This is a genomic window from Geodermatophilus sp. TF02-6 (assembly GCF_003319115.1).
GTDB lineage: Bacteria > Actinomycetota > Actinomycetes > Mycobacteriales > Geodermatophilaceae > Geodermatophilus.
On the sequence record NZ_QOHF01000013.1, the window covers coordinates 20,633 to 47,274 of the forward strand.

General features: G+C 73.3%; 24 protein-coding genes. 13 read left to right on the plus strand and 11 right to left on the minus strand.

Translation table 11 applies throughout. The features are described from left to right. Positions 1 to 64: 64 nt before the first annotated feature. From DQ238_RS13075 to DQ238_RS13085, 3 genes are all read left to right on the plus strand, one after another. Complete coding sequence (locus DQ238_RS13075; protein ID WP_113781709.1) at positions 65 to 649, plus strand: hypothetical protein; 585 nt, start codon at positions 65 to 67, stop codon at positions 647 to 649. Next, positions 642 to 1,343: a PIG-L deacetylase family protein gene (locus tag DQ238_RS13080; RefSeq protein ID WP_113781806.1), complete on the plus strand. Its 702-nt coding sequence runs from the start codon at positions 642 to 644 to the stop codon at positions 1,341 to 1,343. The genes DQ238_RS13075 and DQ238_RS13080 overlap by 8 nt, the downstream gene beginning before the upstream one ends. Positions 1,344 to 1,483: 140 nt before the next feature. Continuing rightward, entirely contained in the window at positions 1,484 to 1,753 is a 270-nt protein-coding gene (locus tag DQ238_RS13085) for a hypothetical protein (protein WP_113781710.1), read from the plus strand. 63 nt (positions 1,754 to 1,816) lie between these two features. On the opposite strand, the gene DQ238_RS13090 is transcribed toward DQ238_RS13085, so the two are convergent. After that, positions 1,817 to 2,632, minus strand: coding sequence for a DUF2382 domain-containing protein (locus DQ238_RS13090; protein ID WP_113781711.1), 816 nt, complete (start codon positions 2,630 to 2,632; stop codon positions 1,817 to 1,819). Between the two features lie 225 nt (positions 2,633 to 2,857). Here DQ238_RS13090 and DQ238_RS13095 point away from each other — a divergent pair, with 225 nt between their 5' ends. Further along, complete coding sequence (locus DQ238_RS13095; RefSeq protein WP_113781712.1) at positions 2,858 to 3,643, plus strand: TetR/AcrR family transcriptional regulator C-terminal domain-containing protein; 786 nt, start codon at positions 2,858 to 2,860, stop codon at positions 3,641 to 3,643. 33 nt (positions 3,644 to 3,676) lie between these two features. Here the strand turns inward: DQ238_RS13095 and DQ238_RS13100 are convergent, their stop codons facing one another. Continuing rightward, a complete protein-coding gene (locus tag DQ238_RS13100; protein WP_113781713.1) occupies positions 3,677 to 4,348 on the minus strand; it encodes an HAD family hydrolase in 672 nt (223 codons plus the stop codon). 342 nt (positions 4,349 to 4,690) lie between these two features. Between DQ238_RS13100 and DQ238_RS13105 the strand changes: the two genes are divergently transcribed. Both DQ238_RS13105 and DQ238_RS13110 read left to right on the plus strand, forming a co-directional pair. Further along, positions 4,691 to 5,212, plus strand: a complete 522-nt coding sequence (locus tag DQ238_RS13105; RefSeq protein WP_113781807.1) for an Hsp20/alpha crystallin family protein — start codon at positions 4,691 to 4,693, stop codon at positions 5,210 to 5,212. Between the two features lie 206 nt (positions 5,213 to 5,418). Next, positions 5,419 to 6,564, plus strand: a complete 1,146-nt coding sequence (locus DQ238_RS13110; protein WP_147263068.1) for a hypothetical protein — start codon at positions 5,419 to 5,421, stop codon at positions 6,562 to 6,564. 132 nt (positions 6,565 to 6,696) lie between these two features. Here the strand turns inward: DQ238_RS13110 and DQ238_RS13115 are convergent, their stop codons facing one another. The 6 genes from DQ238_RS13115 to DQ238_RS13140 form a co-directional block, all read right to left on the minus strand. Beyond that, positions 6,697 to 7,716, minus strand: a complete 1,020-nt coding sequence (locus DQ238_RS13115; protein WP_113781715.1) for a UDP-glucuronic acid decarboxylase family protein — start codon at positions 7,714 to 7,716, stop codon at positions 6,697 to 6,699. Between the two features lie 386 nt (positions 7,717 to 8,102). Continuing rightward, a complete protein-coding gene (phaZ, locus tag DQ238_RS13120; RefSeq protein ID WP_113781716.1) occupies positions 8,103 to 8,969 on the minus strand; it encodes a poly(3-hydroxyalkanoate) depolymerase in 867 nt (288 codons plus the stop codon). Beyond that, positions 8,953 to 10,686 (minus strand): alpha/beta hydrolase, encoded by a 1,734-nt coding sequence (locus DQ238_RS13125; RefSeq protein WP_113781717.1) that lies wholly within the window; start codon positions 10,684 to 10,686, stop codon positions 8,953 to 8,955. The genes phaZ and DQ238_RS13125 overlap by 17 nt, the downstream gene beginning before the upstream one ends. A gap of 157 nt (positions 10,687 to 10,843) precedes the next feature. Further along, complete coding sequence (locus DQ238_RS13130; protein WP_113781718.1) at positions 10,844 to 11,938, minus strand: YbhN family protein; 1,095 nt, start codon at positions 11,936 to 11,938, stop codon at positions 10,844 to 10,846. Then, positions 11,935 to 12,543, minus strand: coding sequence for a hypothetical protein (locus DQ238_RS13135; RefSeq protein ID WP_233495932.1), 609 nt, complete (start codon positions 12,541 to 12,543; stop codon positions 11,935 to 11,937). The genes DQ238_RS13130 and DQ238_RS13135 overlap by 4 nt, the downstream gene beginning before the upstream one ends. Next, the gene (locus tag DQ238_RS13140) at positions 12,540 to 14,267 is read right to left on the minus strand and encodes a phosphatase PAP2 family protein (protein ID WP_113781719.1); all 1,728 of its coding nucleotides are present in this window, start codon (positions 14,265 to 14,267) and stop codon (positions 12,540 to 12,542) included. The genes DQ238_RS13135 and DQ238_RS13140 overlap by 4 nt, the downstream gene beginning before the upstream one ends. 107 nt (positions 14,268 to 14,374) lie before the next feature. Between DQ238_RS13140 and DQ238_RS13145 the strand changes: the two genes are divergently transcribed. Then, the gene (locus tag DQ238_RS13145; protein ID WP_113781720.1) at positions 14,375 to 15,277 is read left to right on the plus strand and encodes an ABC transporter substrate-binding protein; all 903 of its coding nucleotides are present in this window, start codon (positions 14,375 to 14,377) and stop codon (positions 15,275 to 15,277) included. An 87-nt stretch (positions 15,278 to 15,364) separates the two neighbouring features. Here the strand turns inward: DQ238_RS13145 and DQ238_RS13150 are convergent, their stop codons facing one another. Further along, positions 15,365 to 16,408: a YihY/virulence factor BrkB family protein gene (locus DQ238_RS13150; RefSeq protein ID WP_113781721.1), complete on the minus strand. Its 1,044-nt coding sequence runs from the start codon at positions 16,406 to 16,408 to the stop codon at positions 15,365 to 15,367. A gap of 281 nt (positions 16,409 to 16,689) precedes the next feature. Between DQ238_RS13150 and DQ238_RS13155 the strand changes: the two genes are divergently transcribed. Next, positions 16,690 to 16,872: a hypothetical protein gene (locus DQ238_RS13155; protein ID WP_113781722.1), complete on the plus strand. Its 183-nt coding sequence runs from the start codon at positions 16,690 to 16,692 to the stop codon at positions 16,870 to 16,872. An 87-nt stretch (positions 16,873 to 16,959) separates the two neighbouring features. Here DQ238_RS13155 and DQ238_RS13160 read toward each other — a convergent pair whose 3' ends face one another. Then, complete coding sequence (locus DQ238_RS13160; RefSeq protein WP_113781723.1) at positions 16,960 to 18,753, minus strand: acyl-CoA dehydrogenase; 1,794 nt, start codon at positions 18,751 to 18,753, stop codon at positions 16,960 to 16,962. 260 nt (positions 18,754 to 19,013) lie between these two features. Here DQ238_RS13160 and DQ238_RS13165 point away from each other — a divergent pair, with 260 nt between their 5' ends. Both DQ238_RS13165 and DQ238_RS13170 read left to right on the plus strand, forming a co-directional pair. Beyond that, positions 19,014 to 19,484, plus strand: coding sequence for a hypothetical protein (locus tag DQ238_RS13165; protein ID WP_233495933.1), 471 nt, complete (start codon positions 19,014 to 19,016; stop codon positions 19,482 to 19,484). Continuing rightward, positions 19,481 to 20,656 carry a zinc-dependent alcohol dehydrogenase gene (locus tag DQ238_RS13170; RefSeq protein ID WP_113781725.1) on the plus strand — a complete coding sequence of 392 codons (1,176 nt, stop codon included), beginning with the start codon at positions 19,481 to 19,483 and terminating at the stop codon, positions 20,654 to 20,656. Before DQ238_RS13165 ends, DQ238_RS13170 begins: the two co-directional genes overlap by 4 nt. Here the strand turns inward: DQ238_RS13170 and DQ238_RS13175 are convergent. Then, complete coding sequence (locus tag DQ238_RS13175) at positions 20,640 to 21,542, minus strand: alpha/beta fold hydrolase (RefSeq protein WP_113781726.1); 903 nt, start codon at positions 21,540 to 21,542, stop codon at positions 20,640 to 20,642. The two genes, DQ238_RS13170 and DQ238_RS13175, sit on opposite strands and share 17 nt — an antisense overlap. A gap of 106 nt (positions 21,543 to 21,648) precedes the next feature. On the opposite strand from DQ238_RS13175, the gene DQ238_RS13180 reads away from it, so the two are divergent. From DQ238_RS13180 to DQ238_RS13190, 3 genes are read left to right on the plus strand one after another with little or no spacing between them, the layout of a single operon-like run. Beyond that, a complete protein-coding gene (locus DQ238_RS13180; protein WP_199506333.1) occupies positions 21,649 to 24,408 on the plus strand; it encodes a DEAD/DEAH box helicase family protein in 2,760 nt (919 codons plus the stop codon). Continuing rightward, complete coding sequence (locus DQ238_RS13185; protein WP_113781727.1) at positions 24,405 to 25,685, plus strand: restriction endonuclease subunit S; 1,281 nt, start codon at positions 24,405 to 24,407, stop codon at positions 25,683 to 25,685. Before DQ238_RS13180 ends, DQ238_RS13185 begins: the two co-directional genes overlap by 4 nt. Further along, positions 25,682 to 26,590 (plus strand): restriction endonuclease, encoded by a 909-nt coding sequence (locus tag DQ238_RS13190; RefSeq protein ID WP_113781728.1) that lies wholly within the window; start codon positions 25,682 to 25,684, stop codon positions 26,588 to 26,590. The genes DQ238_RS13185 and DQ238_RS13190 overlap by 4 nt, the downstream gene beginning before the upstream one ends. The last annotated feature ends 52 nt before the right edge of the window (positions 26,591 to 26,642 follow it).

Below are 26,642 nucleotides of genomic sequence, written 5' to 3' on the forward strand. Positions count from 1 at the left end.
GGCCCGGCGCGCCGATGGGGCCTCGACGGGCGGGCCGGCCGCCCCGGACCCGAGGACGCACGCCATGGACGGTCCCAGCAGGTCATCGAGGGCACGGCGCGTCCGCGCGCGTGTCGCCTCCGTCGCACTGGCCGCGGTCGTCGCCGTCGTGGGGTTGGTCGCCGCACCGGGCACGGCCTCGGCCGCGAGCAAGACGGTCACGCCGACCCTGGACTGCCTCCGCGAGAACGGCGACGGGACCTACACCGCGATCCTGGGCTACACCAACACCTCGAAGAACCCGGTCACCATCCCGGTGGGCTCGTGGAACCAGGTGCAGCCGGCCCGGTTCGACGGCCCCCAGCCGACCGTCTTCCAGCCGGGGACCAAGCGCGGTGCCTACACCGTGACGCTCACGCAGGACGAGTACATGGGCGGGCCCTCGTGGTACCTCGGCGGCACCTTCGTCTTCTTCGGCTGGTCCTGGACGCACGACGGGAAGGCGCCGACCTGCCCGCCCTCGACGGAGCTGCCCGAGGAGGGCAACGGGACCGGGCCGCTCATCGCCCTGGCCGTCGCCGGGGTGGTCGGTGCTCTCGTCGTCCACCGCACCCGCCGCGGCGCGCAGGCCGCCGGCCGGGACACCGGGGCGGGCCGCGGCGATGCGTAGGGTCCTCGCGGTCGGGGCGCACCCCGACGACATCGAGCTGGGCTGCGGTGCCACCCTCCTGGCCCACTCCGCCGCCGGCGACGCCGTCACCGTGCTGGTCGTGACCGGCGGCGAGAACGGCCCCGGTGACGACGCCGCGGTCGTCGGCCGCCGCGCCGAGCAGGAGCAGGCCGCCCGGACGCTGGGCGCGCGGCTGCTGTGGGGAGGGCTGCGCGACTGTGCGGTCGTCCCCGACGCCGCCACCGTCGCCGTGGTCGAGCGGGCCCTGCGGGAGACGGGCGCGGAGGTCGTGTACGTGCACGCCCCGGACGACAGCCACCAGGACCACCGGGCCGTCGCCGCCGCGACCCTGTCGGCCGCGCGCCGGCTCTCGCGGGTCCTGCACTACCAGAGCCCGTCCACGCTGACCTTCAGCCCGACGGTGTACGTCGACGTCACCGCCTACCTCTCCGGCAAGCTCGCCGCGCTCGGCGCGCACGCCTCCCAGGTGGAGCTGTCGGCCATGGTGGAGCCGGACGCCGTCGTCGCCTCCGCCCGGCACTGGGGCGCGCAGGCCCGGATCGGCTACGCCGAGGCGTTCGCGCCGACCCGCATGGTGCTCGACCTGGTGCCCACCCCCCGCCAGCCCGCGGTCGACGTCCCCGAGGCCCACCGGCTGACCCCGTCGGTGCTCCTGGCGGCACCGCCGCGCTGAGCGCGGCGCCCTCCGGCCCCCGAGCCGCGGGTGGGACGAGCCGCCGGGTGCCGGTGCGGTCAGGGAGTTTCGTCGACGGGTGGTGGGTAGGGGCGGACGGACCGCGCGGTCCGGCGCGGTCCCGACACAGAGGAGGCAGTGTGCCCGAGGTCCCGCAGCCGGTCACCGACAACAGCATCAAGGTGCGTCAGCTCAGCCACTACCAGTTCAGCTGGATCGCCGGGGAGCCCGGGAAGCCGGGCACGTACACGCTCCAGCTGGTCCTCGACCAGGGGGCGTGGGAGGAGGTCCTCACCCTCGACCCCGACGACGCGGACAACCTGCAGGACCTGCTGGCCAACACCGGCACCGTGCACTACGACGTCGAGCGCCGGGTCCTCATGTTCGGGGTGACGCCCGCCGGCAGCTGATCCCGGGGGACGCCAGGAGGAGGTGGGAGGCCGGTTCGCCGGCCCCCACCCCCTCGCGGCGGCTCAGGGCCGGCGGGTCGTCGTCCCGTCGGTGTCGACCTCGATCTGCTCCTTGCGGACCTCTTCGGTGACCCGCTGCTGCTCGGTGACGGTCTCGGTGTCCAGGCGCACCCGCTCGACCGGCACGACCTCCTTCTCCACCACCGCGCGCTCGGCGTGCAGGACGACCTCGTGCTCCTCCTCGGAGATGGCCGGCCCGTCCACGGCCCGGCCCACGTTGGCGTCGGTGATCGGCTCGCGCACGACCCGGACCTCCTCGTGCGACACGGGGACGGTCTGGGTCACGTTCTCGGTGACCACGTACTTGCGCAGCCGGGCCCGCCCGGTCTCCACCCGCTGCACGCCCACGCGCAGCCGCTCCTCGGAGCGGGTCATGGCGTCGTCGGTGGTCGGGCCGGAGGTGTCGTGCCCGACCGTCCGGCCGGCGTCGTCGCGCACGCCGGCCCGGTCGCGGTCGACGTCGCCGACGACCCCGGTCCGGGAGGTCTCTGCGGTGCCGGTGCCGGTGCCGATGCCGTAGTAGCGGTAGAGCTCGGCCTCCTCGTCGGGGGAGATGTGACCCTCCGAGTCCTCGACGCGGGGCGCGCCCTTGACCGTGTCCTTGTCGTACGGGAAGCGCAGCTCGTCGCCGGCCAGCTCCGCCTGCGCCAGCGGGATGAAGGTCTCCTTGGTGCCGAACAGGCCGGTGTTGACCGTGGCCCACTCCGGACGGCCGGTCTCGTCGTCGAGGTAGATCTCGCCGACCTTGCCCAGCTTGCCGCCGTCGGCCGCGACGGCGGTCGCGCCGATCGCCTGCTGGATCTGCTGCTCGTTGATCATGGTTCTCCCGGGGTTCGAGGGGATGGCCGCGCGGCGCGGCCGCCGCGTCCGAGGACCTGGACCACCCGGACGCCGGCCCAACCGTGCCCACTCCGCTTACGGGGTAAACACGCGGGTGCCGGCACGCCCGGAACCCGCGCCGCTCCGGGCTGCTGCGCTGCGCCGGCTGGCGTAGAACAGACGGCAGTCGTGGGTGGACGACGCGACGACGGGAGGTAGCCGAGCGTGTTCGACCGAGCCGACCGCCCTGACCCCGACAGCCCGCAGGCCCGCGGGAGCAAGGCGGCCGTGATCCCCGCCGCTCCACCGGGAGCCGGCCGCACCCCCCTCGACCGGAGGCGGGTCCTCGGTGCGGCCGTCGCCTTCATCGACGAGCACGGGCTGGAGGCCCTGACGATGCGCCGGATGGGCGCGTACCTGGGTGTCGAGGGCATGGCCCTGTACCGGCACGTGACCAGCCGGGAGGACCTGCTCGACGGGGTCGTGGAGACCGTGGTCGACGAGCTCTACGGCGACCCCGACGTCTACCTGGCGCCCAAGCACGGCTGGCAGGACTTCCTGCAGCGACTGGCCCACGGGGTCCGCCGCATCGCCCTGGCCCACCCGGCGGTGTTCCCCCTCATCGCCACGCGACCGCCGGCCGCGCCCTGGGTGCGGCCCCCGCTGCGCAGCCTGCGCTGGCTGGAGTCCTTCCTCGACGCGCTCACCAGCCACGGGTTCTCCGACGAGGCCGCCGTCGCCGCGTACCGGGCGTACACCAGCTTCCTGCTCGGCCACCTCCTCCTCGAGGTGTCGCAGCGCGGCGTGCCGATCAGCCCCCTCGACGACCCGGACGCGGTCCCGTCGGCCGGCGCCGGGGCGCTCGAGCAGTACCCCCACGTGCGCCGGCTCGAGCCGATGCTGTCCCAGGACGAGTCGGCGGCGGAGTTCGAGGAGTCGCTGGAGAACCTCCTCGACCGCCTGCACCGGGTCCTGCGGGAGTCCCGGCGGCCCGGCTCGACCCTCCTCTGACCGGCCGTCCCCGGGGTGTCGCGGGGCGGCCCGTCAGGCGGCGGCGCGGTCGGGACGGGCCAGCAGGGTGCCGTCCAGCCCCTCGCGCAGCTCGCGCAGGGACTCGAACACCTGGGCGGCACCGGCCTGGGTGAGCTCCTCGGGGGAGAAGCCGCCGGTCCGGACGGCGATGGTGGGGACGTCGAGCTTGCCCGCGGCGATGCAGTCCCAGGTGGAGTCGCCGATCATCACCCCGGACGCGCCCTCCACCTGGGCCATCGCGACCTGGACGATGTCGGGTTCGGGCTTGCTGTGCTCGGCGTCGTCGGAGGTGGTCCAGGCATCGGCGATCGACCTGCCGTCGATCAGGTCGAGGAAGGCGTCGACGTGCTTGCTCATGCCGGAGCTGGCCAGCACCAAGCGGAACCCGCGCTCCTTGACCTCCTCGAGCAGGGCCCGGGCGTCCTCGAAGGGCGCCACCTCGGGGAGGAACCGGTCGAACTCCTCGACCCAGGCGTTGCGCAGCTCGTCGCCGTGCTCCTCCTCGACCTGCTGGCCGGCGACGTGGGCGACGAGCAGGTCCCCGCCCATGCCGATGGCACGGTGGATGCGCCACAGCGGGCGGGTGATGCCGTAGCGGCGGAAGGCGCGGAACCACGCCATGGCGTGCTGGTAGTTGGTGTCGACCAGGGTGCCGTCGACGTCGAAGACAGCGGTGTCGGGCATGGGGCTCCTCATCGGTGGGGTCGGGCGGGCTGGAACAGCCGGACGGCGGCCGGCGCCCGCGGGCGGAGTGGTCCCGGGCGGCGCCTGGGCGGGTGGGCTCCCCGGGCGACGCCGCCGGACGAGCGGCGGCGCGGGACGACCTGGTCGCTGGCCTCGACCGGAGCGCAGTATGGGCACCTCCGGGTCACCCGTGCACCTCGGGAGCCGGCCACAGGTCCCTCCTCGCACTGGCGGCGGACGACTCCCGGAGCCGGGTGGCCGGGTCGGGGAGCTGGGTAGAGCAGTGCCGTGTCGGCTTCCGCCACCGTCGGCGGAGACAGGGAGGAGAGCACCGTGAGCGTGATGCGATTCGACCCCTTCGGGGACCCGTTCCGGAGCCTGGACCGGCTGACCAGCCAGTTGATGTCGGGGACGCGCACACCGATGGCGATGCCGATGGACGTCTGGCAGGCCGAGGACGGCTACCACGTGGCCCTGGACCTGCCGGGGGTGGATCCCGGCAGCGTGGAGATCACCACCGAGCGCAACATGCTGACCATCCGCGCCGAGCGGCGCTCGGAGTACGAGCAGGGGCACAACGTGCTGCTCGCCGAGCGCCCCCAGGGCCGGTTCACCCGCCAGCTGCAGGTCGGCGAGGCGCTGGACACCGGCCGGGTGCAGGCCAGCTACGACGACGGCGTGCTGCTGCTGACCATCCCGCTGTCCGAGCAGGCGCAGCCTCGGCGGATCGAGGTGCAGCACGGTGGCGGCCAGCAGCAGCTGCCGGTCACCAGGGGCCAGCAGGACCAGGGCGGCGCGGGCGGTTCCTCCGGCGGCGGTCCGTCCGAGGGCGGCGCGTCCGAGGGCGGTCAGCAGGGCAGCTGACCCGGGAGCCGGGGTGGTGCGCGTCCGCGCCGGCCGCACCACCCCGGCTGTCCCCGCGCCCGGATCCGGGGGCCCGGCGACCGATCGGCACGGACGGCGAGGACTGGCGGACGGCGGGGCACGGCGGACGGCGGGGCACGGCGGACGGCGGGGCACGGCGGACGGCGGGGCACCGGAGCGGACCGGCCGGCCGATCGGAGGGGTCCATGGCAACGGTGCACCGGCAGCGGCGTGCGCCCCCCTGGTGGCACCGCGCGGTGGCGAGGAGCGACGCGGTCGCCCACCTGCGCCTGACCCTGGTGACCTTCGCGGTGTCGGTGCTCGGCATCCGCATCTACCTGGCGGCCACCGGCTATCCGCAGATCGGCGGGCAGACCCTGCACATCGCCCACGCCCTGTGGGGAGGGCTGCTGCTGTTCGTCGCCTCGCTGCTGCCGCTGCTGATCGCCGACCGCCGGGTGCTGACCACCGTCGCGCTGCTGTCCGGCGTCGGCGCGGGCCTGTTCGTCGACGAGGTCGGCAAGTTCATCACCGCCGACAACGACTACTTCTTCCCCGCGGCCGCGCCCATCGCCTACGCGGTGTTCCTGCTCACCGTCCTGGTCGGGCTGCGCTTCGTCGGCCGGTCCCGGGAGTGTTCGCCACGGGCCGACCTGCGCGCCGCGCTCGACCTGATCGCCGCGGCCCTCGACTCCGACCTGACGCCGGTGCAGCGGGCCGAGCTGGACCGGCGCCTGCGCGCCGCGGCCACCCCCGGCGCCGATCCCTCCGACGCCCCGTCCGAGGAGGAGCTGCGGCACCTGGCCGCCGGCCTGCTGGAGGTGGTCCCCTCCTCGGGGCTGCAGCTCGCCCCGGTCCGGCCGGGGCGGCTGCGCCGGCTCGTCTCCCGCCTGGACCGGTGGGTCGACCGCCGGCTCACCGAGCGGCTCCTGCGCACCGGGCTGCTCGTCGGGTTGACCGTCCTCGGCCTGGTGGCGGTCAGCGACCTGGCCGTGATCACCGCGATCGCCGTCGACCTCTCCGACGGGTCGACCAGCGAGCTCACCGACGTGGCCAACGGGTTCGCCCGGATCGAGATCGAGGACGCCCGCGGTGTCGGGTTCCTGTTCGCCCGCGCCGTGCTCGACGTCCTCGCCGGCAGCATGCTGGTGGTGGCCGCGGTCCTGCTGGTCCGGGGACGCCGGCGCAGCGCGATGGAGCTCGCGCGCCACGGTCTCCTGCTGTTCCTGACCGTGGTGAACCTGCTGCTGTTCTACCTCGAGCAGTTCGCCGCGGCCGCCGCCGCCCTCGTCCAGCTCGCCCTGCTCTACGGGGTGCGGCGCTACCAGGACCACTTCGTCGAGCGGTCGTGAGCGCGGGCTCCGTCGGGTGGGCCCTCGCCCGCCGGGGGAGGAGGGGTCAGGGACGGCGGCGTCGACGGACGTCACGGACCCCGAGCCGGCGCCGCCCGGCCGGTGCGCGGACCGGGGAGGAGGCCAGGGGAGTCATCGGCCCGCCAGCGAGGTGGCGGCGCCGTGGGCGCGTCCCTGGTACTGGGTGCCGGCCACCGCGGCGGCCGCGGCGGCGACCTCGGCGGGCTGGGAGCGGAACCACTCCACGGTCCGGCGCAGGCCCTCGCTGTCGGAGACCTCTGGTCGCCAGCCGAGCAGCCGCTCGGCGCGGCTGATGTCCGGACGGCGGCGCGTGGGGTCGTCCTCCGGCAGCGGGTGGAACTCGATCGGAGAGCGTGACCCGGTGACGTCGCAGACGATCCTGGCGAGCTCGAGGACGGTGCGCTCGACGGGGTTGCCGAGGTTGACCGGACCGGTGACGGAGGTCTCGAGCATCGCGACTAGGCCGCGGACGAGGTCGTCGACGTAGCAGAAACTGCGTGTCTGCGACCCGTCGCCGTAGATGGTCAGGGGGTCGCCGTTGAGGGCCTGGGTGATGAAGCTGGTGACGACGCGGCCGTCCTCGGCCCGCATGCCCGGGCCGTAGGTGTTGAAGATGCGGACGATGCCCACGTCCACGCCGACCTGGCGGGCGTAGGCCATGGTCACCGCCTCGGCGTACCGCTTCGCCTCGTCGTAGACGCTGCGTGGGCCGACGGGGTTGACGTTGCCCCAGTAGTCCTCGACCTGTGGGTGGACCTCCGGGTCGCCGTAGACCTCGCTGGTCGAGGCGAGCAGGAAGCGGGCGTCGTTCTGGGCCGACAGCTGCAAGGCGTGCTCGGTGCCGCGACTCCCGACGGCGAGCGTCTCGAGCGGCAGGCGGTGGTAGTCGGGCGGCGATGCGGGGCTGGCCAGGTGGGCGACGGCGTCCACCCGGCCGCGGACCGGCAGCGGCCCCGCGGCGACGTCGGCCTGGTGGAACTCGAAGCGGGGGTCGTCGAGCAGCGACGCGAGGTTGTCTCGTCGCCCGGTCGACAAGTCGTCGACGCAGAGGACCTGGTGGCCGCCGGAGAGGAGCCACCGGCTCAGGTGGGAGCCGAGGAACCCGGCGCCACCGGTCACGACGATGCGCATGGAGGACCTCTCAGGACTGGGCGTCGTGGGTGCGCATCAGTGCGCGGAGGTGGATGCGCGGAGATGGACGGGAAAGGGCAGAGATGTGCTGTGACGCTGTGTTCGCCGAAGCGAATGGCACGCGCTCCCCGTTGTGCGCTGCAGCGCGTCGACCCCGGCACAGAAGGTGGCCCATGTCGGCCCACCAGATCAAGTGTGATTCAGCTCACAACACTGCGGAGCGTCTCCGCTGATGGTGGAACGGGGATGCCGACCTGTGGCGCGCGGTGCGAGCCCGTCGTCACGAGCGACGAGCCGCGATCCTGTCCGTTCCGATGGGCAGAGGTCGCCACCTGCGGACGCTCGACACGCGACGACCGACGGACCTCACGAACCGACCGACTCGGTCAGTCCTGGTCGTCCAGGAAGCGCTCGATGAGCGGCGCCAGGACGTCGGCCTCGGTGATCAGCGCCAGGTGCCCGCCGCCGTAGACGTGCAGCCGGGCGTCGGGGATCAGCCGGGCCATGATCCGGGCGTTCACCACCGGCACGATCGGGTCGTCGTCCCCGGCGACCACCAGCGTCGGCTGCCGGATCAGCCGCAGGAACGGCAGGCTGCTCCAGCCCGCGCTGGCCGCCAGTTGGTAGTAGTAGCCGCGCCCCGGGCCCAGCCGGGTGGCCGCGCGCAGCACCCGCGCCGCGAGCGCCGGGTCGGTGCGGACCGTGCCGCCGTAGACCAACCCGGCGATCTCCCGGGTGTAGGCCGGGTCGTGGTGGCGGCGGGGGGTGAGCATCCGCGCCAGCACCTGCGGGTGCGCGGGCACCATCAGCGACCCGGTGCCGGTGGCCGCCAGCACCAGCCGCCGGCAGCGCCGGCGGTGCTGGACGGCGAAGTGCTGGGCCAGCGCGCCACCCCAGGACAGCCCGAGGACGTCGACCGGGCCACCGCAGTCCAGCCGGTCGAGCACCCCGGCGACGACCGGGGTGAAGGTGGCCAACAGGTACGGCACCACCGGCCGCGGCGACCCCCCCACGCCGGGGACGTCGAACCGGACCACCGTCCGCCGCGGGTCGAGCGCGTCGACGAAGGGCTGCAGCACCTCCAGGCTCGCGCCGATGCCGTTCATCAGCAGCAGCGGCGGGGTCGACCGGTCCCCGGGCCGGACCGCGACCCGCAGGGCGCGCCCGGCGACGGTCAGCGTGCGGACGTCCTCCCCGGAGTGCGTGGCGGCCGACGGCGCTGTCGGCCGCGTCGGCTCACCTGTCGAAGACATACGTCCCCGGGGCGTCGGCCAGCGGCGGCAGCTCCTCGCTGCCCAGGGACGACGGGGCCGGCACCTCGTCGCCGGTGCGCTCGGCGAGCCAGGCGGTGAAGTCCGGCCACCACGAGCCCCTGACCTTCTCCGCCGAGGCCAGCCACGCCTCCGGGTCGGCCGGGGTCTGCGGGGCCACCTGGAACGACGCCTTGGGGTTCGACGGCGGGTTGACCAGCGAGGCGATGTGGCCGGCGGTGGACAGGACGAACCGGCTGCGCCCGCCCAGCAGCTGCGTCGTCCGGTAGCAGGACTGCCAGGGGCAGAGGTGGTCGTTGATGCCGGCGGTGACGTAGGCGTCGACGTCGACCTTGGACAGGTCGACCGGCGAGCCCAGCATCGTCGCCGCCCCCGGCCGGGTCAGCTTGTTGCCGACGGCGACGTCGATGAAGTCGCGGTGCAGGGCCGCGCTCATCCGGGTGGTGTCGGCGTTCCAGAAGAGGATGTCGAAGGCCGGCGGCGGCCTGCCCTGCAGGTAGTTGTTCACCCAGTAGTTCCACACCAGGTCGTTGGGCCGCAGCCAGGCGAACACCTCGGCCAGCGTGGCGCCGTCCAGGTAGCCCCTGCGCCGCGACTTCTCGGTCGCCTCCCGGATCGCCTCGGCGTCCATGAGCGCGCCGATCGTGCCGGCGTGCGCCCAGTCGAGCACGGCGACGGCGTAGCTCGAGGCGGCCACCCGCTCCAGCCCACCGGTGGCGGCCAGGTGGGCGAGCACCATCGCGAGGATGATCCCGCCCGAGCAGAAGCCCTGCAGGGCCACCCGGTCGCTGCCGGTGATCCGCTCGGCGGCGTCCATCGCGTCGAGGACGGCCTGCCCGTAGGCGTCCAGGCCCCAGTCGGCGTGCCGCTCGTCGGGGTTGCGCCACGACATCACGAAGACCTGCTGGCCGGAGGCGACGTAGTGCTCCACGATGCTGCGCCCGGGCGCCAGGTCGGTGACGTAGTACTTGTTGATCGTCGGCGGCACCACCACCAGGGGGACCTGGCGGACGCGCTCGGTGGTGGGCCGGTACTGGATCAGCTCGAACACCGGCGTCCGCAGCACGACCGCGCCCGGCGTGACGGCGAGGTCCTCCCCCACGGTGAATGCGTCGGACTCCACCATCGTGGGCACGCGGGGTGCGGAGGCGAGGTCGGAGACCAGCCGGCGGACGCCGGTGACGACGTTGCGCCCACCGGTGTCGATGAACGCCTTCCACGCCAGCGGGTTGACCAGCGGGGCGTTGCTGGGCGCCAGCGCGTCGACGAGGTTGGTCACGGAGAACCGGATCCGCTCGTCGTCCTGCCAGTCCAGGTCGGCGTCGTCGACCAGGGCGACCGCTGTCTGGGCTGCGGCGATGTGCGCCTGCATCGCCCGGCGCATCAGCGGGTTGCCTGCCCAGGCCGGGTCGGTGTAACGCTTGTCCTTCGGCGAGGGGGCGAGGTCGGAGCGGCCGGCGACGATCTGCCCGAGGTCCTTGGCGAGGGTGCCCGCGCGCCGGGCGACGGCGTCGGGGTGGCGGGCCAGGCCCCGGCCGAGGTGGAGCACGGTCCGGGCGGGCGGGACCATCCGGCGCAGCGGCCCGCGGGCGCCGTCCACCAGGATCATGTCCAGACCCACGACGGCCTCGCCGGGCTCCTGGGTGTCCCCGTCGGTGGTCTGCCCCGTGCGCGGACGTGCGCTGGCTGCCTCGGTCATGCCGTCTCCTCGGTGCGCTGACTCGCGGTCTGACCGCAGACACTCAACCACGGCCCGGGAGCGGACGCCCGCTCAGGTCCCTCCCCGGGTGTCGGCCGGCCCCCGCGCCGTGGCCCCTCCAGGGCCTCCCCTCGAGCGTGCGAGGCGCAGTCCTTCTTCACACCGTCTCGGGGACCAGCGTCGTGCGGGGTGCGGCGTTCGGCGGCCGCCGCCACGACCGGTTGGCCCGCCAGAACAGGTAGGCGGCCAGACCGAGCGGGATGGGCAGCACGTAGGTGAGCGCGCGGTAGACCAGGACGGCGGCGGCGACCAGGGGCCGGTCCCCGCCGGCCGCGGCCAGCCCGGTGATCAGCGCGACCTCGACCACGCCCAGCCCCCCCGGGGTGAACGGGACCGCGGTGAGCAGCCGGGCGAAGGCGAACACCGCCAGCGCCTCGACGACCCCGACCTGGCGGCCGTCCACGCCGACGACGCGCAGGGCGACGAGCAGGACGAGGAACAGCGACAGGTGGCTGACCAGCGTGGCCAGGGAGATCCAGTGCCAGCGGGCCCTGAGCAGCAACGCCGTCCGGTCGCGGAACCGCGTGGTCGCCCGCTCCCAGCCGTGCACCGGGCCGCGCCCGAACGGCCGGCGCAGCGCGGAGGCGACGCGGCCGGCGACGGTGCCGATCCGGGCCGCCCCCTCCCGGCTGCGCAGCAGCAGCCCGAGCAGGGCGACGGCGACGGCGAGACCGGCCAGGCCGGCCACTCCGGCCGCCACCCGTCCCGGGCTGGGCGTCGACCCCAACGCCAGCAGGCTCAGCGCCAGGACCGGCAGCGCCAGCTTGGCGAAGTTGTTCCACAGGCCGGCCACCAGCAGGCAGACCGACGTCCGGGAGCGGGAGAACCCCCACGAGGAGTTCATCGCGTAGGTCAGGCCGAGGGCGAGGGCGGCGCCGGCGACCACGGTGTTGGACACGGCCGTCGTCGCCAGCGTGGCCACGGTGGCCTGCCGCAGGGTCAGCCCGGGCATCGCGGCCACGACCAGGAACTGGTAGGTGGCCAGGTTCCACACCGTGACCAGCGCCAGCAGCGCCACCTCCGCAGCGGTCATCGCGCGCACCGAGTCCCACACCGCCGACAGGCTGGTGAACTGGGGGAGGAACCAGCCGAGGACGGCCGCCGCCAGCGCCAGCGACAGCACGGGAGCGACCAGCCTCCGCCACCGGCGCCCGGTGGCCGGCGGCCGGGGCGGCGGGGGACCGGCGGTCACCGCGGGCTCCCCGCGGCCGCGGGCGGGTCGAGCCCGAGCCGGCCGCCGGTCTCCGCGCGGACCTGCTCGGCCAGCTCCTGCCGGCGCAGCGTGCCGATGTTCTGCGTGGCCAGGGCCAGCGGCTCGCCCCGGGCGTCCCCGGACAGCGTGAAGACGACGGTCAGGCAGCCGCCGTCGAACAGGTAGTAGCGCCGGCCCAGGTACTGCGGGGTGACCTGGGTGACCCGCTCCAGCCGGTGCATGCCCTCGCGGTCGCTGGGGATCTCCGTGGCGCCCGCGGTGTCGCAGGTGCCGGTCAGCCACACCTCGATGGCGTGCACCCCGTCGCGGTCGGAGTCCAGCCAGAAGCGGGCCGAGCCGCGCCGGGCGTCGAGGCCGGAGAAGTGCCACCCGACGGGCAGGCCCTGCAGGCACGGCACCCAGGACGCCGTCGGCACCGCCTGGGCCATGAGCACGACCCCGGAGGCCGCGACCGCGTCGTCCCCGATCGAGCAGGCCGGGACGTCGCCGATGAGGCCGTCGGCCGGCGCCCCGCACCCGGTGAGCAGCAGGGCCAGCACCGCTCCGGGGACGGCGGCCGGCCGGGCGGCCCGGGCCGCGGTCACAGCGGCGACCCCAGCAGGTCGGCGGCGACCAGCGCGCCGAGCAGCAGGGTCAGCAGCACGACCAGCGACAGCCCGATCCGGCGCCAGCTCCACCGCTGGATGCGCACCGGCGGGAGCCGGTAGGGCAGCAGCCGCAGGAACCGGGCGTGCAGGTCGCGGCCGTCGGCGCGCAGCGACCGGCGCAGCTGCGTGGGCATCGTCAGGCCGCGGGTGGCGGCGAAGGCCTCGGCGATCTCCTCGTCGGAGAAGCGCAACCGGGCCCGGGCGTACACCCGCGCCGGGTCGGTGCGCAGCGCCAGGACCAGCATCGTGTTGGCCAGGTCGACCGCCTGCCGCCACGGGCTGGGCCGCACCTCGGCGAAGGCGGAGTCGATGAGGTAGAGGGTGCCGTCACGCACCAGGACGTTGGCCGGCTTGATGTCGCGGTGGGCCACCCCGATGTCCCACATCCGCCGCACCACGGCCAGGCCCTGGTCGATGACGGCGTCGTCGATCTCGGCGTCCCCGATCTCCTGCGCGCCGCCCAGGAACTCGGTGACCAGCAGGTACTCCCGCTCGGGGGTGATCTCCACGATGCCCATCGGGTGCGGCACGGGCAGCCCGGCGTCGGAGAACAGCCGCAGCACGTAGTCCTCGTGCTGCACCAGCCGGCGCACGCTGTGGAACGGCTTCTCGTCCTCCAGCCGGCCGTAGAGCAGCGTGCGGCCGAGCTTGAACCAGCGGTCCGAGCGCACGTGGGTGGCGGCGTAGAGCTTGCCGAAGACCCAGCCGTGGGCGTCGCCGCCGCCGTCGTCCCCGTCCTCCTCCCCACCCTCGGCCTCGACCTCGATCCGCAGCGGCGTCGAACCGCCCGATCCGGCGAGGTTGAACGGCGTGCACGACGTGGCGAGCAGCCCCAGCTGGTCCCGCAGCGCCCGCACGATCGCCTCGCCGCGCACGCCGGAGACGTCGAGGTGGGCGGGGCTGCCGCGGCGGTAGCGCACCGGGTGGACGTCGTTGGGCGTCATCAACCGGAACGCGGCCAGCGGCACCGCCACGCCGAGGACCACGGCCGCGACGACGTCGGTGGGGTGGTCCTGCGCCAGGTACAGCCGGGAGGCGCCGGTGAGCGCCAGCAGCCCGACCACGACCCACTTGCCGACCGTCCGCGCCCGCCCGGCCGGCACCAGCGCGTACACCGTGCTGACCAGGAACGCGGTCAGCACGGTCACCGGCAGGGAGGGCATCGCGTAGCCCGACCAGTCGCCGAGCAGCTCGACCTCGAACGGGCGGGGTCGCTGCAGGACCTGCGTGGCCAGCGCGCCGACGTTGACCACCAGCAGGCCCACGCCGATCCACACGAACAAGTGCCGCCACCGCCGGAACACCACCAGGACCAGCAGGTTGGCCAGCCACAGCACGTGCAGCGCACGCCGCCCGGCCAGCACCCCGGCCGCCTCGGCGACGTCGGCCAGCCCCGGGGAGCGCACCGCGGCCAGGGCCTGCAGGAGCCGGGTGTCGACCAGGTCGACGGCCGGGACGCCGCCGGTGACCAGCGCCACGGTCCACGCCACCACCACGCCGGCGGACAGCCCCAGCCACCACTTGCCCGAGGCGTTCAGGTGGCGCGGCAGCGGCGGGGGCTCCCCGGAGGGACGGCGGCGCCGGCGGACGCGCTGGATCGCCGGCGCCGGGGGACGTCGGACGGGACCCGCCTGCGGGACGGCGCGCGGCAGCGACGCCATGCCCCCCGATGCTGCACCCGATCCGGCCGCGGGTCCATGGGGATCCCCCGGACCGGTCGGCGGGATAGCGTGACCCGAGCGCCGTCCCCGCGGGGAGGAGAGCGCCGATGCGGCGTCCCCGGGTCGTTCCCGCCCTGCTGCTCCTGCTGGGCGTCCTGCTGCTGCCCGGCTGCGGGTCGGCGCCGGCCCCGCAGGCCGACGACGGGGCGATCCGGTTCGCCTCCTACGACTTCGTCGAGAACCAGGTGCTCGCCGAGGTGTACGCCGAGGGGGTCCGGCGGGCCGGGCTGCCCGTGTCGGTGCAGCACGGCATCGGCACCCGGGAGGTGGTCCTGCCCGCGTTGGAGCAGGGGGTCGTGGACGTCGTCGTCGACTACCTCGGCACCGCCCTCGACTTCGTCGACCCGGGCCGGCCGACGGCGCCGGGCCAGCCGCAGGACCTGCACGCGGCCCTCGCCGGCGTCCTCGGGCCGCGGGAGGTGAGCGTGCTCGACGCCGCACCGGCCGAGGACCAGAACGGGTTCGTCGTCCGCGCCGCGTTCGCCGAGCAGCACGGCGTCCACCGGTTGTCCGACCTGGCCCCGATCGCGGCGGGCCTGGCGTTCGGTGGCCCGCCGGAGTGCCCGGAGCGGCGCTACTGCCTGCCGGGCCTGCGCGACGTCTACGGCCTGCGGTTCGCCGCGGTGCGGCCCATGCCGTCCCGGGCGGCCACGGTGGAGGCGCTGCTGTCGGGGGAGGTCGACGTCGGCCTGCTGGAGACGACCGACGCGCGGCTGGCCGACGCCCCGCTGGTCCTGCTGGACGACGACCGGTCGCTGCAGCCGCACGAGAACGTGGTGCCGTTCGTGCGCACCGCGGTGCTCGACCGGGCGGGGCAGCAGCTGCGGACGGCGCTGGACGCGGTGAGCGCTCGGCTCACCGACGCCGACCTGGTGCGGCTCAACCGGCTCGTGGTCCTCGACGGGCGGACCCCGGCCCAGGCCGCGGCGCTGTGGTGGGACGGCCGCTGAGCGGCCCCTCCCCGGCCTCCTGTAGGGGCGGCCCCCTCCCGGGTCCCGCCCCGAGCGTGCGAGGGGTGGGGAGGAGGGGGTCCTTTCTCAGTGCGTCTCCCGGTCCTTGGGCTCCGCGCGGGCGTCGAGCTGGATCTCCTTCTCCGCCAGCGGCACGCCCTCCTTGAGCTCCTTCGCGCGTTCGATCTCGGCGTCGAGCTCGATGCCGAACAGCAGGGCCAGGTTGGTCAGCCAGAACCAGACGAGGAACACGATGACGCCGGCCATCGTGCCGTAGGTCTTGTTGTAGCTGCCGAAGTTGGCCGCGTAGAACGCGAACGCCGCCGAGGCCACGGCCCAGACCAGCAGCGCGACCGCGGCGCCCGGGCTGACGAAGCGGAAGCCGCGGAGCTTGACGTTCGGCGTCGAGTAGTACAGGACGGCGATCATCAGCGCGACCAGGACGACGATCACCGGCCACTTGACCCAGTTCCAGATGGTCAGCACGGTGCTGCCCAGGCCGATCGCCCGCCCGATGGCGTCCACGACCGGGCCGCTGAGCACGAGCATCGCCACGATCACCGCGGCGAACAGGATGCCGATGAGGGTGAGCAGCAGCTGCAGCGGCTTGAGCTTCCAGACCTTGCGGCCCTCGGGGGTCTCGTAGACCACGTTGGCCGCCTTGGTGAAGGCGCCGACGTAGCCCGACGCCGACCAGATGGCGCCCGCGACACCGAGGACCAGGCCCCAGCCCGCGGTGCTGTTGCTCCCGGCGATCTGGGTGACCACCGGCTGCAGCGTGCTGGCCGCCTGCTGGGGGAGGACGGCGGTGAGCGCGTCGGTGAGCTGCTGCGGGTCGGTGAGCAGGCCGATGATGGAGGTCAGCGCGATGAGCGCGGGGAACAGCGCCAGGGTGCCGTAGTAGGTGAGCGCGGCGGCCCACTGGGTGAGGTTGTCCTCGCTGAACTCCTTGAGCGTCCGCTTCAGCGTGCCACCGGTGGTGGGCGCCGTGTCGGTGCCTTTCGGGGCGCTGTCGAGGCGGGTGGCGTTGACCTTGTCGTCCTGGGGCGCCGGGTCCCCGGCGGTGTCGCCGGTGGACCGGGGGTCCTTGGCCGCGGCGCTGCTGCCACGGGGGCCGGTGGGGCGGGCCATCGTCAGTCCTCCGGTCGGGATGGAACCATTCCGGTCTCTGATGCCCCGGACGGTCCGGTTCCATGCTCCGGACCGGGCGCGCCGAGGCCGTTCCGTGATCTCGAGCGGTGGCCGGCGCTCGTCGGCTCCCCCTTCGGAGTGGGGTTCGTCACCGTCTGTCAGGTGAACAGTTGGTGACGACGGTTGAGACCGCGACGCTGTGGGGAACAACCTGTCCAGACGACACGCTGCGGGACGTGGACCCGGCAGCGAGAGCCCGAGAGCGACGGGGGGACGTACTGATGGTGCTGTGGCCGGCCGTGAGCCTGATCGGGTTCTTGGCCCTGACCGCACTGGTGATCGTGATGGGGGCCTCGACGACGGCGCGGTACGAGCGTGAGCAGCGCGACGCCGACACCGCCCCGGCCGGCCCGACCGGCCGGCACGCGGCCCCCGAGCCGGTGGGGGTCGCCTCCGCCGCCTGACCCGGCGACTCCGCGCCGGACCGCGACCCGCGCGCCCCGCACTCTGCCCCGGAGTCGCGGGGCGCGGGCGCACCCGGGGCCCTTCGACTACAGCCAGGCCTCGTCGGTGTCGAGGACCGTGCGGTCCAGCGACTCGAGCAGGTCGAGCCGGGTGTGCACCGTGGGCAGCTCGTACCGGTGGAAGTAGCGCGCGGCGGCCCGCTTGCCCCGGTGGAAGTCGGTGTCCCGGGCCCCGGTCGCGAGAGCCTGCTCCAGCCACAGCCACGCGACGACGACGTGGCCGGCGGCCTCCAGGTAGGCGGTGGAGTTGGCCAGCGTGACCGCCGGGTCGCCGGTGCTCCACAGCGTGGCGGTGACCGCGCCGACCCGGGCGACGGCGGCGTCGAGGTCGGCGGCGAACCCGGCCCACTCGGTGCCCGCCGCCCGCGCCGTCGTCGCGCCGATGGTCTCGGCCAGCAGCGCCAGCCCCGCCCCGCCCTGCATGACCACCTTGCGGCCGAGCAGGTCGATCCCCTGGATGCCGTTGGTGCCCTCGTGGATGGGGTTGAGCCGGTTGTCCCGGTAGAACTGCTCGACGGGGTAGTCGCGGGTGTAGCCGTAACCGCCGTGCACCTGGATGGCCAGGTCGTCGGCGACCGGCCCCCACTGCGACGGCCACGCCTTGGCGATCGGGGTGAGCACCTCCAGCAGCAGGTGCGCCCGCGCCCGGTCGGCCTCGGGCTCCGCCGTCTGCTCCTCGTCGACCAGCCGCGCGCAGTACAGCCCCAGCGCCAGCCCGCCCTCGACGTAGGACTTGGCGGCCAGCAGCATCCGCCGGACGTCGGTGTGCTCGACGATCCGCACCGGCGGCGAGGAGGTGCCCTTCGCGCCGACCGGGCGGCCCTGGGTGCGGGTGCGGGCGTACTCCAGGGCGTGCAGGTAGCCGGTGTAGCCGAGCACGGTCGCGCCCACGCCGACGCCGATCCGCGCCTCGTTCATCATGTGGAACATGTAGGTCAGGCCGCGGTGCTCCTCGCCGACGAGGAAGCCTACCGCGCCGGCCCGCCCGCCCGGGGTGTGCACGCCCTCGCCGAAGTTGAGCAGCGTGTTCGTCGTCCCCCGGTAGCCCATCTTGTGGTTGAGCCCGGCGAGGACGACGTCGTTGCGCTCGCCGAGCGAGCCGTCCTCGCGCACCAGCAACTTCGGGACGACGAACAGCGAGATGCCCTTCACGCCGGGCGGGCCGCCGGGCACCTTGGCCAGCACCAGGTGGACGATGTTCTCGGAGAGCTCGTGGTCGCCGGCGGAGATCCACATCTTGTTGCCGGTCAGCCGGTAGGTGCCGTCGTCCTGCCGCTCGGCCCGCGTGGTGATGTCGGCGAGCGACGAGCCGGCCTGCGGCTCCGACAGCGCCATCGTGCCGAACCAGCGCCCCTCCACCATCGGGCCGACGTAGGTGGCCTTCTGCTCCTCCGACCCGTGCGCGAGCAGCAGCCGCGCGTTGGCCATGGTGAGGAACGGGTAGGCCGAGGTGCCGACGTTGGCCGCCTTGAACCAGGCGAACACCGCCTGCCCGACGGTGTGCGGCAGCTGCAGACCGCCGTACTCCTCGTCGAACTCCCCGGCCATGAGCCCGGCCCCGGTGAAGACGTCCAGGGCCTGCTTCACCTCGGGGATCATCTGCACGCGGCCGTCCACCATCCGCGGCTCGCTCTCGTCGGCCGTCCGGTTGTGCGGCGCGAAGTGCTCGGTGGCGATCTGCTCGGCCAGGTCCAGCACCGCGTCGAAGGTCTCCCGCGAGTGCTCGGCGTAGCGGGGGCGCTTGACCAGGTTCTCGACGTCCAGCCACTCGTGCAGGAGGAAGTCCAGGTCGCGGCGGGACAGGATCAGCGACGAGCGCACGGGTGCCTCCAGACGACGGCAGGGGATGCCGCCTCACGGTACGACGGCTGCCGTCCCACCTCGCCCCCTCGCCGTCCCGTCGCCGCGATCATGGAATCTGGGAAGCGACACGCCAGTCACCGGCAGCGTGTCGCTTCCCGAACTCCATGATCGTCGGCATGGGGGGTTGGGCGCCGCCGGTTGATCCGCGCGCCGCCGTGGGTAGGGCTCGGGTTCGGCCGGGGCGCCGGGTTCCCGGCACGTCCATGGGAGGACCGACCGTGCCGAAGATCCTGGACTCCCTCCGGGGAGCCGCGACGGAGGCCGGAGGCGCCCTGCTCGGTCGCCTCCAGCACGCGCGGCTGCCCGGGGTCGGCCAGTCGTCGGTCACCGACGACCCCGACACCGCCGCTCGCCGCTGGCGGGCGGTCACGGTGCTGTGCTCGCCGGAGCGGATCGGCACCGGGGCCGACCTCCCGGCTCCGCTGGCCGCGCTGGGCGACCGGCTCGAGGTGCGCATCACCCCCGCCCCCGGCGACAAGGGCACCGAGCTGGCCGCCCGTTTCCGGGACCGGCCGAGCGACGACGACCTGGGTCGGTTGCGCGCCGCGCTCCGCGAGGCCAAGCAGCTGATCGAGGTGGGCGAGGTGCTGCGGGTCGACCCGGTGCCGCACGGCGTCCGCGAGCCCACGCCCCAGGGGGCGGCGCTGGAGGGGATGACCGCGGCGGCGGGCAAGGAGGGCGTGCTGTGAGGGCCGCGACCTGGACCGGGGTGAACGAGGTCTCGGTCGAGACCGTCCCGGACCCGCAGATCCTCAACGAACACGACGTGATCCTGCGCGTGCGGCGGACCACCACCTGCGGCTCCGACCTGCACCTGCTGGGCGGCTACATCCCGTTCATGCGGGCCGGCGACGTGCTCGGCCACGAGTTCCTGGGCGAGGTCGTCGAGGTCGGCAGGGGCGTGCGGGAGCGCAAGGTGGGCGACCGGGTGGTCGTCAACTCCTTTGTCGCCTGCGGCACCTGCTGGTACTGCCGGCAGGAGCTCTACAGCCTCTGCGACAACGGCAACCCCGACCCCGGCATCACCGAGGCGCTGTGGGGGCAGAGCCCCGGCGGCTGCTTCGGCTACTCGCACGCCATGGGCGGCTGGGCCGGCAGCCACGCGGAGTACATCCGCGTCCCGTACGCCGACGTCGGCGCGTTCGTCGTCCCGGACGGCGTGAGCGACGAGCGGGCGCTGTTCGCCTCCGACGCGGTCTCCACCGGCTGGATGGGCGCCGACATGGGCGGCACGAGGCCGGGGGACACCGTCGCGGTGTGGGGCGCCGGCGGGGTCGGCCAGATGGCCGCGCGGGCCGCGATGCTGCTGGGCGCGGAGAAGGTGTTCGTCGTCGACCGCCTCCCCGAGCGGCTGGCGCAGGTCCGCACCCACGTCGGCGCCGAGACGATCGACTACTCGCAGACCGACGTCCTGGCCGAGCTGCGCGAGCAGACCGGCGGCCGCGGCCCCGACGTGTGCATCGAGGCGGTCGGCATGGAGGCGCACAGTCCCGGCGTCCACGGCGTGTACGACCAGGTCAAGCAGCAGCTGCGGCTGCAGACCGACCGGCCCTCCGCCGTCCGGGAGGCGATCCTGGCCTGCCGGAAGGGCGGCACCGTGTTCGTGCTCGGCGTCTTCGGCGGGATGGTGGACAAGTACCCGCTCGGTGCGGCGATGAACAAGGGGCTCACCGTGCGGGGCGCCCAGGTGCACGGCCAGCGCTACACGCCGCGGATCCTCGAGCGCATGGCCCGCGGTGAGCTGACCACCGAGCACCTGGCGACGCACACCATGTCGCTCGAGGAGGCCCCGCGCGGCTACCGGATGTTCAAGGACAAGACCGACGGCTGCGTGCGGGCGGTCTTCACGCCGAACGGCTGAGGAAGTCGCGCAGCACGGCCAGCGTCTCGTCCGGCCGTTCCTCGGCGAGGAAGTGCCCGGCGTCGAGTGCGCACCCCGAGACGTCGCGGGCGCGACTGCGCCACACCTCGACCGGGTCGTCGGGGCCCGTGCCGACGACGCCGCGCCCTCCCCAGACGACCAGGACCGGCGCCTCGACCCGGCGCCCCTCCGCGGCGTCGGCGCTGTCCTGCTCGTAGTCGACCGAGGCCCCGGCGCGGTAGTCCTCGAGCATGGCGTGCCGGGCGTCGGCGTCGGCGAAGACCCGCTCGTACTCGGCCACGGCCGCGGGGTCGTAGAAGGACACGCCGCTGCCTCCCCAGCCGCCGAGCAGGGTGTGCAGGTAGCCGATCGGGTCACCGCCGATGAGTCGTTCGGGCACGGGGGCCGGCTGGACGAAGAAGAACCAGTGGTAGTAGGCGGTGGCCAGCCGCCGGTCGACCGAGTCGTACACGTGCGCGGTGGGCAGGACGTCGAGGAGAGCCACCCTGGTCACCGCGTCCGGGGCGTCCAGCGCCAGCCGGTGGGCCACCCGCGCGCCCCGGTCGTGCCCGACGACGGCGAACCGGTCGTGGCCGAGTTCGGCCATCAGCGCGCGCTGGTCGGCGGCCATCGCACGGAACGAGTAGCCGGCGTGGTCGTCGCCGGCGGGGGGACGCGAGGTGTCGCCGTAGCCGCGCAGGTCGGCGGCGACGACGGTGTGGGTCTCGGCCAGCGCCGGCGCGATGCGGTGCCACATGACGTGCGTCTGCGGGAAGCCGTGCAGCAGCAGGACCGGCGGTCCCTCGCCGCCCACCGCGGCGTGCACGGTGACCTCCCCGGCATCGGTGCGGACCAGTACGTCCACGGTCTGGAAGCCGTCGAACACGCGCCGACCGTGCCAGGCGCCCAGCCGTCCCGCCAGCGGGCCGAGCGGCGCGACACGGGCTCACGTCCAGTGACCGAGCCAGCACGGTCCTACGCTTGCTGCCGCCATGGACGACGAACGGCTGGGCAGACTGGCAGCGGAGCAGCGGGCGCGGGGGCTCATCGACACCCAGCTCGAGGCGGCCGGCTGGGTGGTGCAGGATCGGGCCGAGTCGAACCTCTACGCCGGCCAGGGCGTCGCCGTCCGGGAGTCGGTCATGGCGCCGGGCCACGGGCGGGCCGACTACCTGCTCTACGTGGACCGGCGTGCGGTCGGGGTCATCGAGGCCAAGCCGCAGGGGACGACGCTGTCCGGCGTCGAGTGGCAGTCAGCCAAGTACGCCGAGGGATTGCCGGCCGAGGTACGTCTCAAGGCCCTGACCGTGGACGGTCGCCTGCCGTTCGTCTTCGAGGCCAGTGGCACCGAGACGCACATGACCAACGGCTTCGACCCCGCCCCTCGGGCGCGGCGCGTCTTCGCCGTCCCCACGCCGGCCACGCTGGCCCGCACCCTGCGCGACGCCGAGGCCGACTCGGAACGCCCGACCTGGCGGGCCAAGGTGTCGCACCTGCCGCCGCTGGACACCGTCGGCCTGCGCCCGGCGCAGATCCGGGCGATCACCGGCATCGAGCGCTCGCTGGCCGAGCAGCGCTTCGACCGCTCCCTGGTGCAGATGGCCACCGGCGCCGGCAAGACCTTCACCGCCGTGACGAGCGCCTACCGGCTGCTCAGGCACGGCGGCTTCTCCCGCGTCCTGTTCCTCGTCGACCGCAACAACCTGGCCGACCAGACGCTGGCCGAGTTCGGCAACTACCGGACACCGGACGACGGCCGCCGCTTCACCGAGATCTACAACGTCGACAAGCTCACCGGCGCCGGCATGCTGGCCAGCACGCACGTCGCCATCTCCACCATCCAGCGGGTCCACCGGGTGCTGCAGGGCGAGCCGGTGCCAGAAGGAGACGACCCGACGCTCGACGACGCCGTCCCCACCGCGCCGGTGACTGTGCAGTACAGCCGGTCCCTGCCGCCGGAGGCGTTCGACCTGGTGATCGTCGACGAGGCGCACCGCTCGATCTACGGGCTGTGGCGCGGGGTGCTCGAGTACTTCGACGCGCACGTCGTCGGGCTGACGGCGACGCCCGGCAAGCAGACCTTCGGCTTCTTCCGGCAGAACCTGGTCAGCGAGTACACGTATCCGCAGTCGGTGGCCGACGGCGTCAACGTCGACTTCGACCTGTACCGGATCGCCACCCGGATCTCGCAGGAGGGCTCGCGCATCGAGGCCGGCACGGTGGTGCCGAAGGTCGACCGGCGCACCCGGGTGGAGCGCCTGGAACAGCTCGACGAGGAGCTGGAGTACACGAACAGGCAGCTGAACCGGGCGGTGACGTCGACCGCGCAGATCCGCCTGGTGCTGGAGACCTTCCGCGACCGGCTGTTCACCGAGATCTTCCCCGGCCGCTCGGTGGTGCCCAAGACGCTGATCTTCTGCAAGGACGACGCGCACGCCGAGGAGGTGGTCACCACTGTCCGGCAGGTGTTCGGCAAGGGCAACGACTTCGCCGCGAAGATCACCTACAGCGCGCAGGACCCGAAGGGCCACCTCCAGCGTTTCCGGACCTCGGCGTCGCTGCGCATCGCCGTCACCGTCGACATGATCGCCACCGGCACGGACGTGAAGCCGCTGGAGTGCGTCTTCTTCATGCGCGACGTGCGCAGCGCCCAGTACTTCGAGCAGATGAAGGGCCGCGGTGCACGCACCATCGCGCCGGCCGATTTCGCCGCGGTGACGCCGGACGCCACGCAGAAGACCCGGTTCGTGATCGTGGACGCCGTCGGCGTGACCGAGCACGACTTCGTCGACCCGCCGCTGAACCGGGAGAAGGGCGTCTCGCTGCGTCGGCTGCTCGGCAAGGCGGCGGCCCTGACGCTGACCGAGGCCGAGACGGTGACCCTCGCCTCCCGGCTGGCCGCGCTGGAGCTGCAGTTGACCCCCGCCGAGCGGGCCGAGCTGGACGGCGTGGCCGGGCGGCCGGTGCGCGAGATCGTCCGCGGCCTGGTCGACGCGGTGGACGCCGACACGCAGGCGCGCGTCTCCGCGGGAACGTCCGATCCCGCTGCTGCGGTGGCCGAGTTGCTGGAGCGGGCCGTCGAGCCGCTGGCGGCGAACCCCTCGCTGCGGGACCGGATCCTGGAGCTCCGGACGGCGAAGGACCGGGTCATCGACGAGGTGAGCAAGGACGCCTTGATCGACGCGCACGGCGTCGTGGACACGTCACGGGCCCGGTCGATCGTCGAGTCGTGGGCTGCGTACCTGGTCGAGCACCGCGACGAGATCACCGCGATCCAGCTGGTGCAGGAGGCGCGCGACCGGCGGGTGGCCTACGCCGACATCGCCGAGCTGGCCGACCGGATCGCCCGCCCGCCGCGCAGCTGGACGCCGGACCTCATCTGGCAGGCGTACGAGGTGGTCGTGTCCGACCGGGTGCGGCACAGCGACCGGCATACGGTGACCGACCTGGTGTCGCTGCTGCGCTTCACCCTCGGTGCGGACGACGAGCTGGTGCCCTACGCCGAGCGGGTGCGCGAGCGCTACGCGGGCTGGCTGGCGCAGCAGGAGCAGGCAGGCGTGAGTTTCACGGAGTCGGAGAGGTGGTGGCTCGACCGGATGGTCGAGGTGATCGCGGCATCGGCCGGCATCAGCGCGGAGGACCTGGACGCCGCGCCGTTCACCGAGCGGGGCGGGGTGGACGGCGCCGTCCGCGACCTCGGCCCGCGGGCGGGAACCTTGATCGAGTTGCTCAACACCGAGCTGACCGCGTGACTCAACTACCGCCGGACTGGCGCATCACTAGGTTTGACGAGGTGGCCGATTCCGCGCTCGGCAAGATGCTCGACAAGGGCGTCGTGCGCGGCCATGCGCACGTGCCCTATCTCCGTAACGTCAACGTGCAGTGGGGGCGGGTCGACCTCGGCAGCGTGCTCACCATGGAGCTCGCCGACGACGAGCGGCAGCGCTTTGCGGTCGAGGACGGTGACCTTCTTGTCTGCGAGGGTGGTGAGATCGGCCGCGCGGCGATCTGGCGCGGCAACGGCCAGTACATGGCCTACCAGAAGGCGCTGCACCGGATCCGCAGTCGAGGCCTGGTAGATCCGCTGTTTCTGCGCTACATGTTCGAGCACTACGCAACTAATGGGATGCTAAAGCGTCACTCGACGGGATCGACCATCGCGCACCTCCCACAGCAGAAGCTCAAGGTGTTGCCTGTTCCCCTGCCGCCGATGCCGGAACAGCGGCGGATCGTTGACATTCTCGAGGACCACCTGTCCCGCCTCGACGCCGCCAACGCCTACGTCGATGCGGGCAAGCGCCGCCTCCAGGCGTCGCATCGAGCCATCCTGTCGAGCCTCATCCCTGATTCCACGGCCTATCCGGCCTGGTGGAAACTCGCGACCGTAGGCGAGGCCGGCCTGGTCGAACTCGGTCGTCAGCGGCACCCGGATTGGCACTCAGGGCCAAACATGCGCCCGTATATGCGCGTCGCTAACGTCTTCGAGGATGAGATCAGAGTTGACGACCTCAAGGAGATGCATTGGCCGGATGACACCTTCGCGCGTTTCAGGTTGCGACCGGGTGACGTGCTCCTCAATGAAGGGCAGTCGCCCGAACTCCTCGGGCGGCCAGCGTTGTATGCAGGCGCTCCTGCGGAGGTGGCGTTCACCAACAGTCTGATTCGCTTTCAAGCGCGAGAGGGCGTCCTCCCAGAGTTCGCCTTGCTGGTCTTCCGGCGTCACATGCACGCCCGGCGCTTTATGCGCGAATCACGCATCACGACGAACATCGCTCACCTGTCCGCAAAGCGGCTGAAGGAAGTGGAGTTCCCGATTCCTCCGTTGGAGGATCAGCGGTCTCTCATCGTTCGTGCAAAGGAAATGCTGGAAAACAACGACCGGTTGCGCGATTCGATCAAGCGCGTGGAGGTGCAGAACACAGCCCTGCGTCGTGCGCTCCTGACAGCAGCCTTCTCGGGGCGGCTGACCGGGCGGGTGAGCGACCTGGACCGGGTCGAGGAGCTGGCGGCGGCCGAGGCTGCCTCGTGATCCCCGACTTCCAGACGCTCATGCGCCCCCTGCTCGAGGAGGTGAGTGACGGTTCCACGCGCCGGGTGCGCGACCTCGTCGGCCTCCTGAGCGACCGCTTCCAGCTCAGCGTCGAGGACCGGAAAGCGATGCTCCCCAGCGGGCGGCAGCGCAAGATGGACAACCGGGTCACCTGGTCCATCACTCATCTCTTCCAGGCCGGCCTCTTGTCGCGCCCAGCCCGCGGGCAGGTCGCCATCACGCCGGCCGGCCGCCAGGTGCTGGCTGCCCATCCCGAGCGCGTCGACATGCGGGTCCTGCAGGGCTTCGAGCCCTACCGCGCCTTCCGCTCGCGGAGCACCCAGCGCGACGCCGCCGGCGACGGGCCGCTCGACGCCGAGCCGGACGCGGACGCGGCTTCCCCGCAAGACCTGCTGGCCCAGGCGGTCACCGAGAACCAGGCGGCCGTCGAGGGTGAGCTGCTGACCCGTGCGCTAGCGCTCACGCCTACAGAGTTCGAGCGGCTCGTCGTCCGGCTGCTGGAGCGCATGGGCTACGGGCGGTTCGGCGGCGTCGAGCACTCCGGTCGCAGCGGCGACGCCGGCATCATCAGCCAGGACCCGCTCGGCCTCGACCGCATCTACCTCCAGGCCAAGCGCTACGACCCCGGCCAGTCGGTGCAGCGCCCCGCCATCCAGGGCTTCGTCGGCGCGTTGATGGGTGCCCAGGGCGATCGCGGCGTCTTCATCACCACGAGCTCGTTCTCCGACGGCGCACGACGGAAAGCAGACCGCGTCAACGCCCGCATCGAGCTCATCGACGGCGCTCGCCTGGCTCAATTGATGCTCCGCCACGGCGTCGGCGTCCAGGCCGAGACCACCGTGACGCTGCACCAGCTCGACGAGGACTTCTTCGAGACGTTGTGATCGGACGGTGACCAGCTCGACCGTGCAACCAGTGCTCACCTGTCACAGCCAT

Bases quoted from the DNA above. Each gene is read 5' to 3' on its own strand.
- DQ238_RS13075 (WP_113781709.1), top strand. From the start codon at position 65: ATGGACGGTCCCAGCAGGTCATCGAGGGCACGGCGCGTCCGCGCGCGT.
- DQ238_RS13080 (WP_113781806.1), top strand. From the start codon at position 642: ATGCGTAGGGTCCTCGCGGTCGGGGCGCACCCCGACGACATCGAGCTG.
- DQ238_RS13090 (WP_113781711.1), bottom strand. From the start codon at position 2,632: ATGATCAACGAGCAGCAGATCCAGCAGGCGATCGGCGCGACCGCCGTC.
- DQ238_RS13100 (WP_113781713.1), bottom strand. From the start codon at position 4,348: ATGCCCGACACCGCTGTCTTCGACGTCGACGGCACCCTGGTCGACACC.
- DQ238_RS13105 (WP_113781807.1), top strand. From the start codon at position 4,691: ATGCGATTCGACCCCTTCGGGGACCCGTTCCGGAGCCTGGACCGGCTG.
- DQ238_RS13110 (WP_147263068.1), top strand. From the start codon at position 5,419: ATGGCAACGGTGCACCGGCAGCGGCGTGCGCCCCCCTGGTGGCACCGC.
- DQ238_RS13115 (WP_113781715.1), bottom strand. From the start codon at position 7,716: ATGCGCATCGTCGTGACCGGTGGCGCCGGGTTCCTCGGCTCCCACCTG.
- phaZ (WP_113781716.1), bottom strand. From the start codon at position 8,969: ATGTCTTCGACAGGTGAGCCGACGCGGCCGACAGCGCCGTCGGCCGCC.
- DQ238_RS13125 (WP_113781717.1), bottom strand. From the start codon at position 10,686: ATGACCGAGGCAGCCAGCGCACGTCCGCGCACGGGGCAGACCACCGAC.
- DQ238_RS13140 (WP_113781719.1), bottom strand. From the start codon at position 14,267: ATGGCGTCGCTGCCGCGCGCCGTCCCGCAGGCGGGTCCCGTCCGACGT.
- DQ238_RS13145 (WP_113781720.1), top strand. From the start codon at position 14,375: ATGCGGCGTCCCCGGGTCGTTCCCGCCCTGCTGCTCCTGCTGGGCGTC.
- DQ238_RS13150 (WP_113781721.1), bottom strand. From the start codon at position 16,408: ATGGCCCGCCCCACCGGCCCCCGTGGCAGCAGCGCCGCGGCCAAGGAC.
- DQ238_RS13155 (WP_113781722.1), top strand. From the start codon at position 16,690: ATGGTGCTGTGGCCGGCCGTGAGCCTGATCGGGTTCTTGGCCCTGACC.
- DQ238_RS13180 (WP_199506333.1), top strand. From the start codon at position 21,649: ATGGACGACGAACGGCTGGGCAGACTGGCAGCGGAGCAGCGGGCGCGG.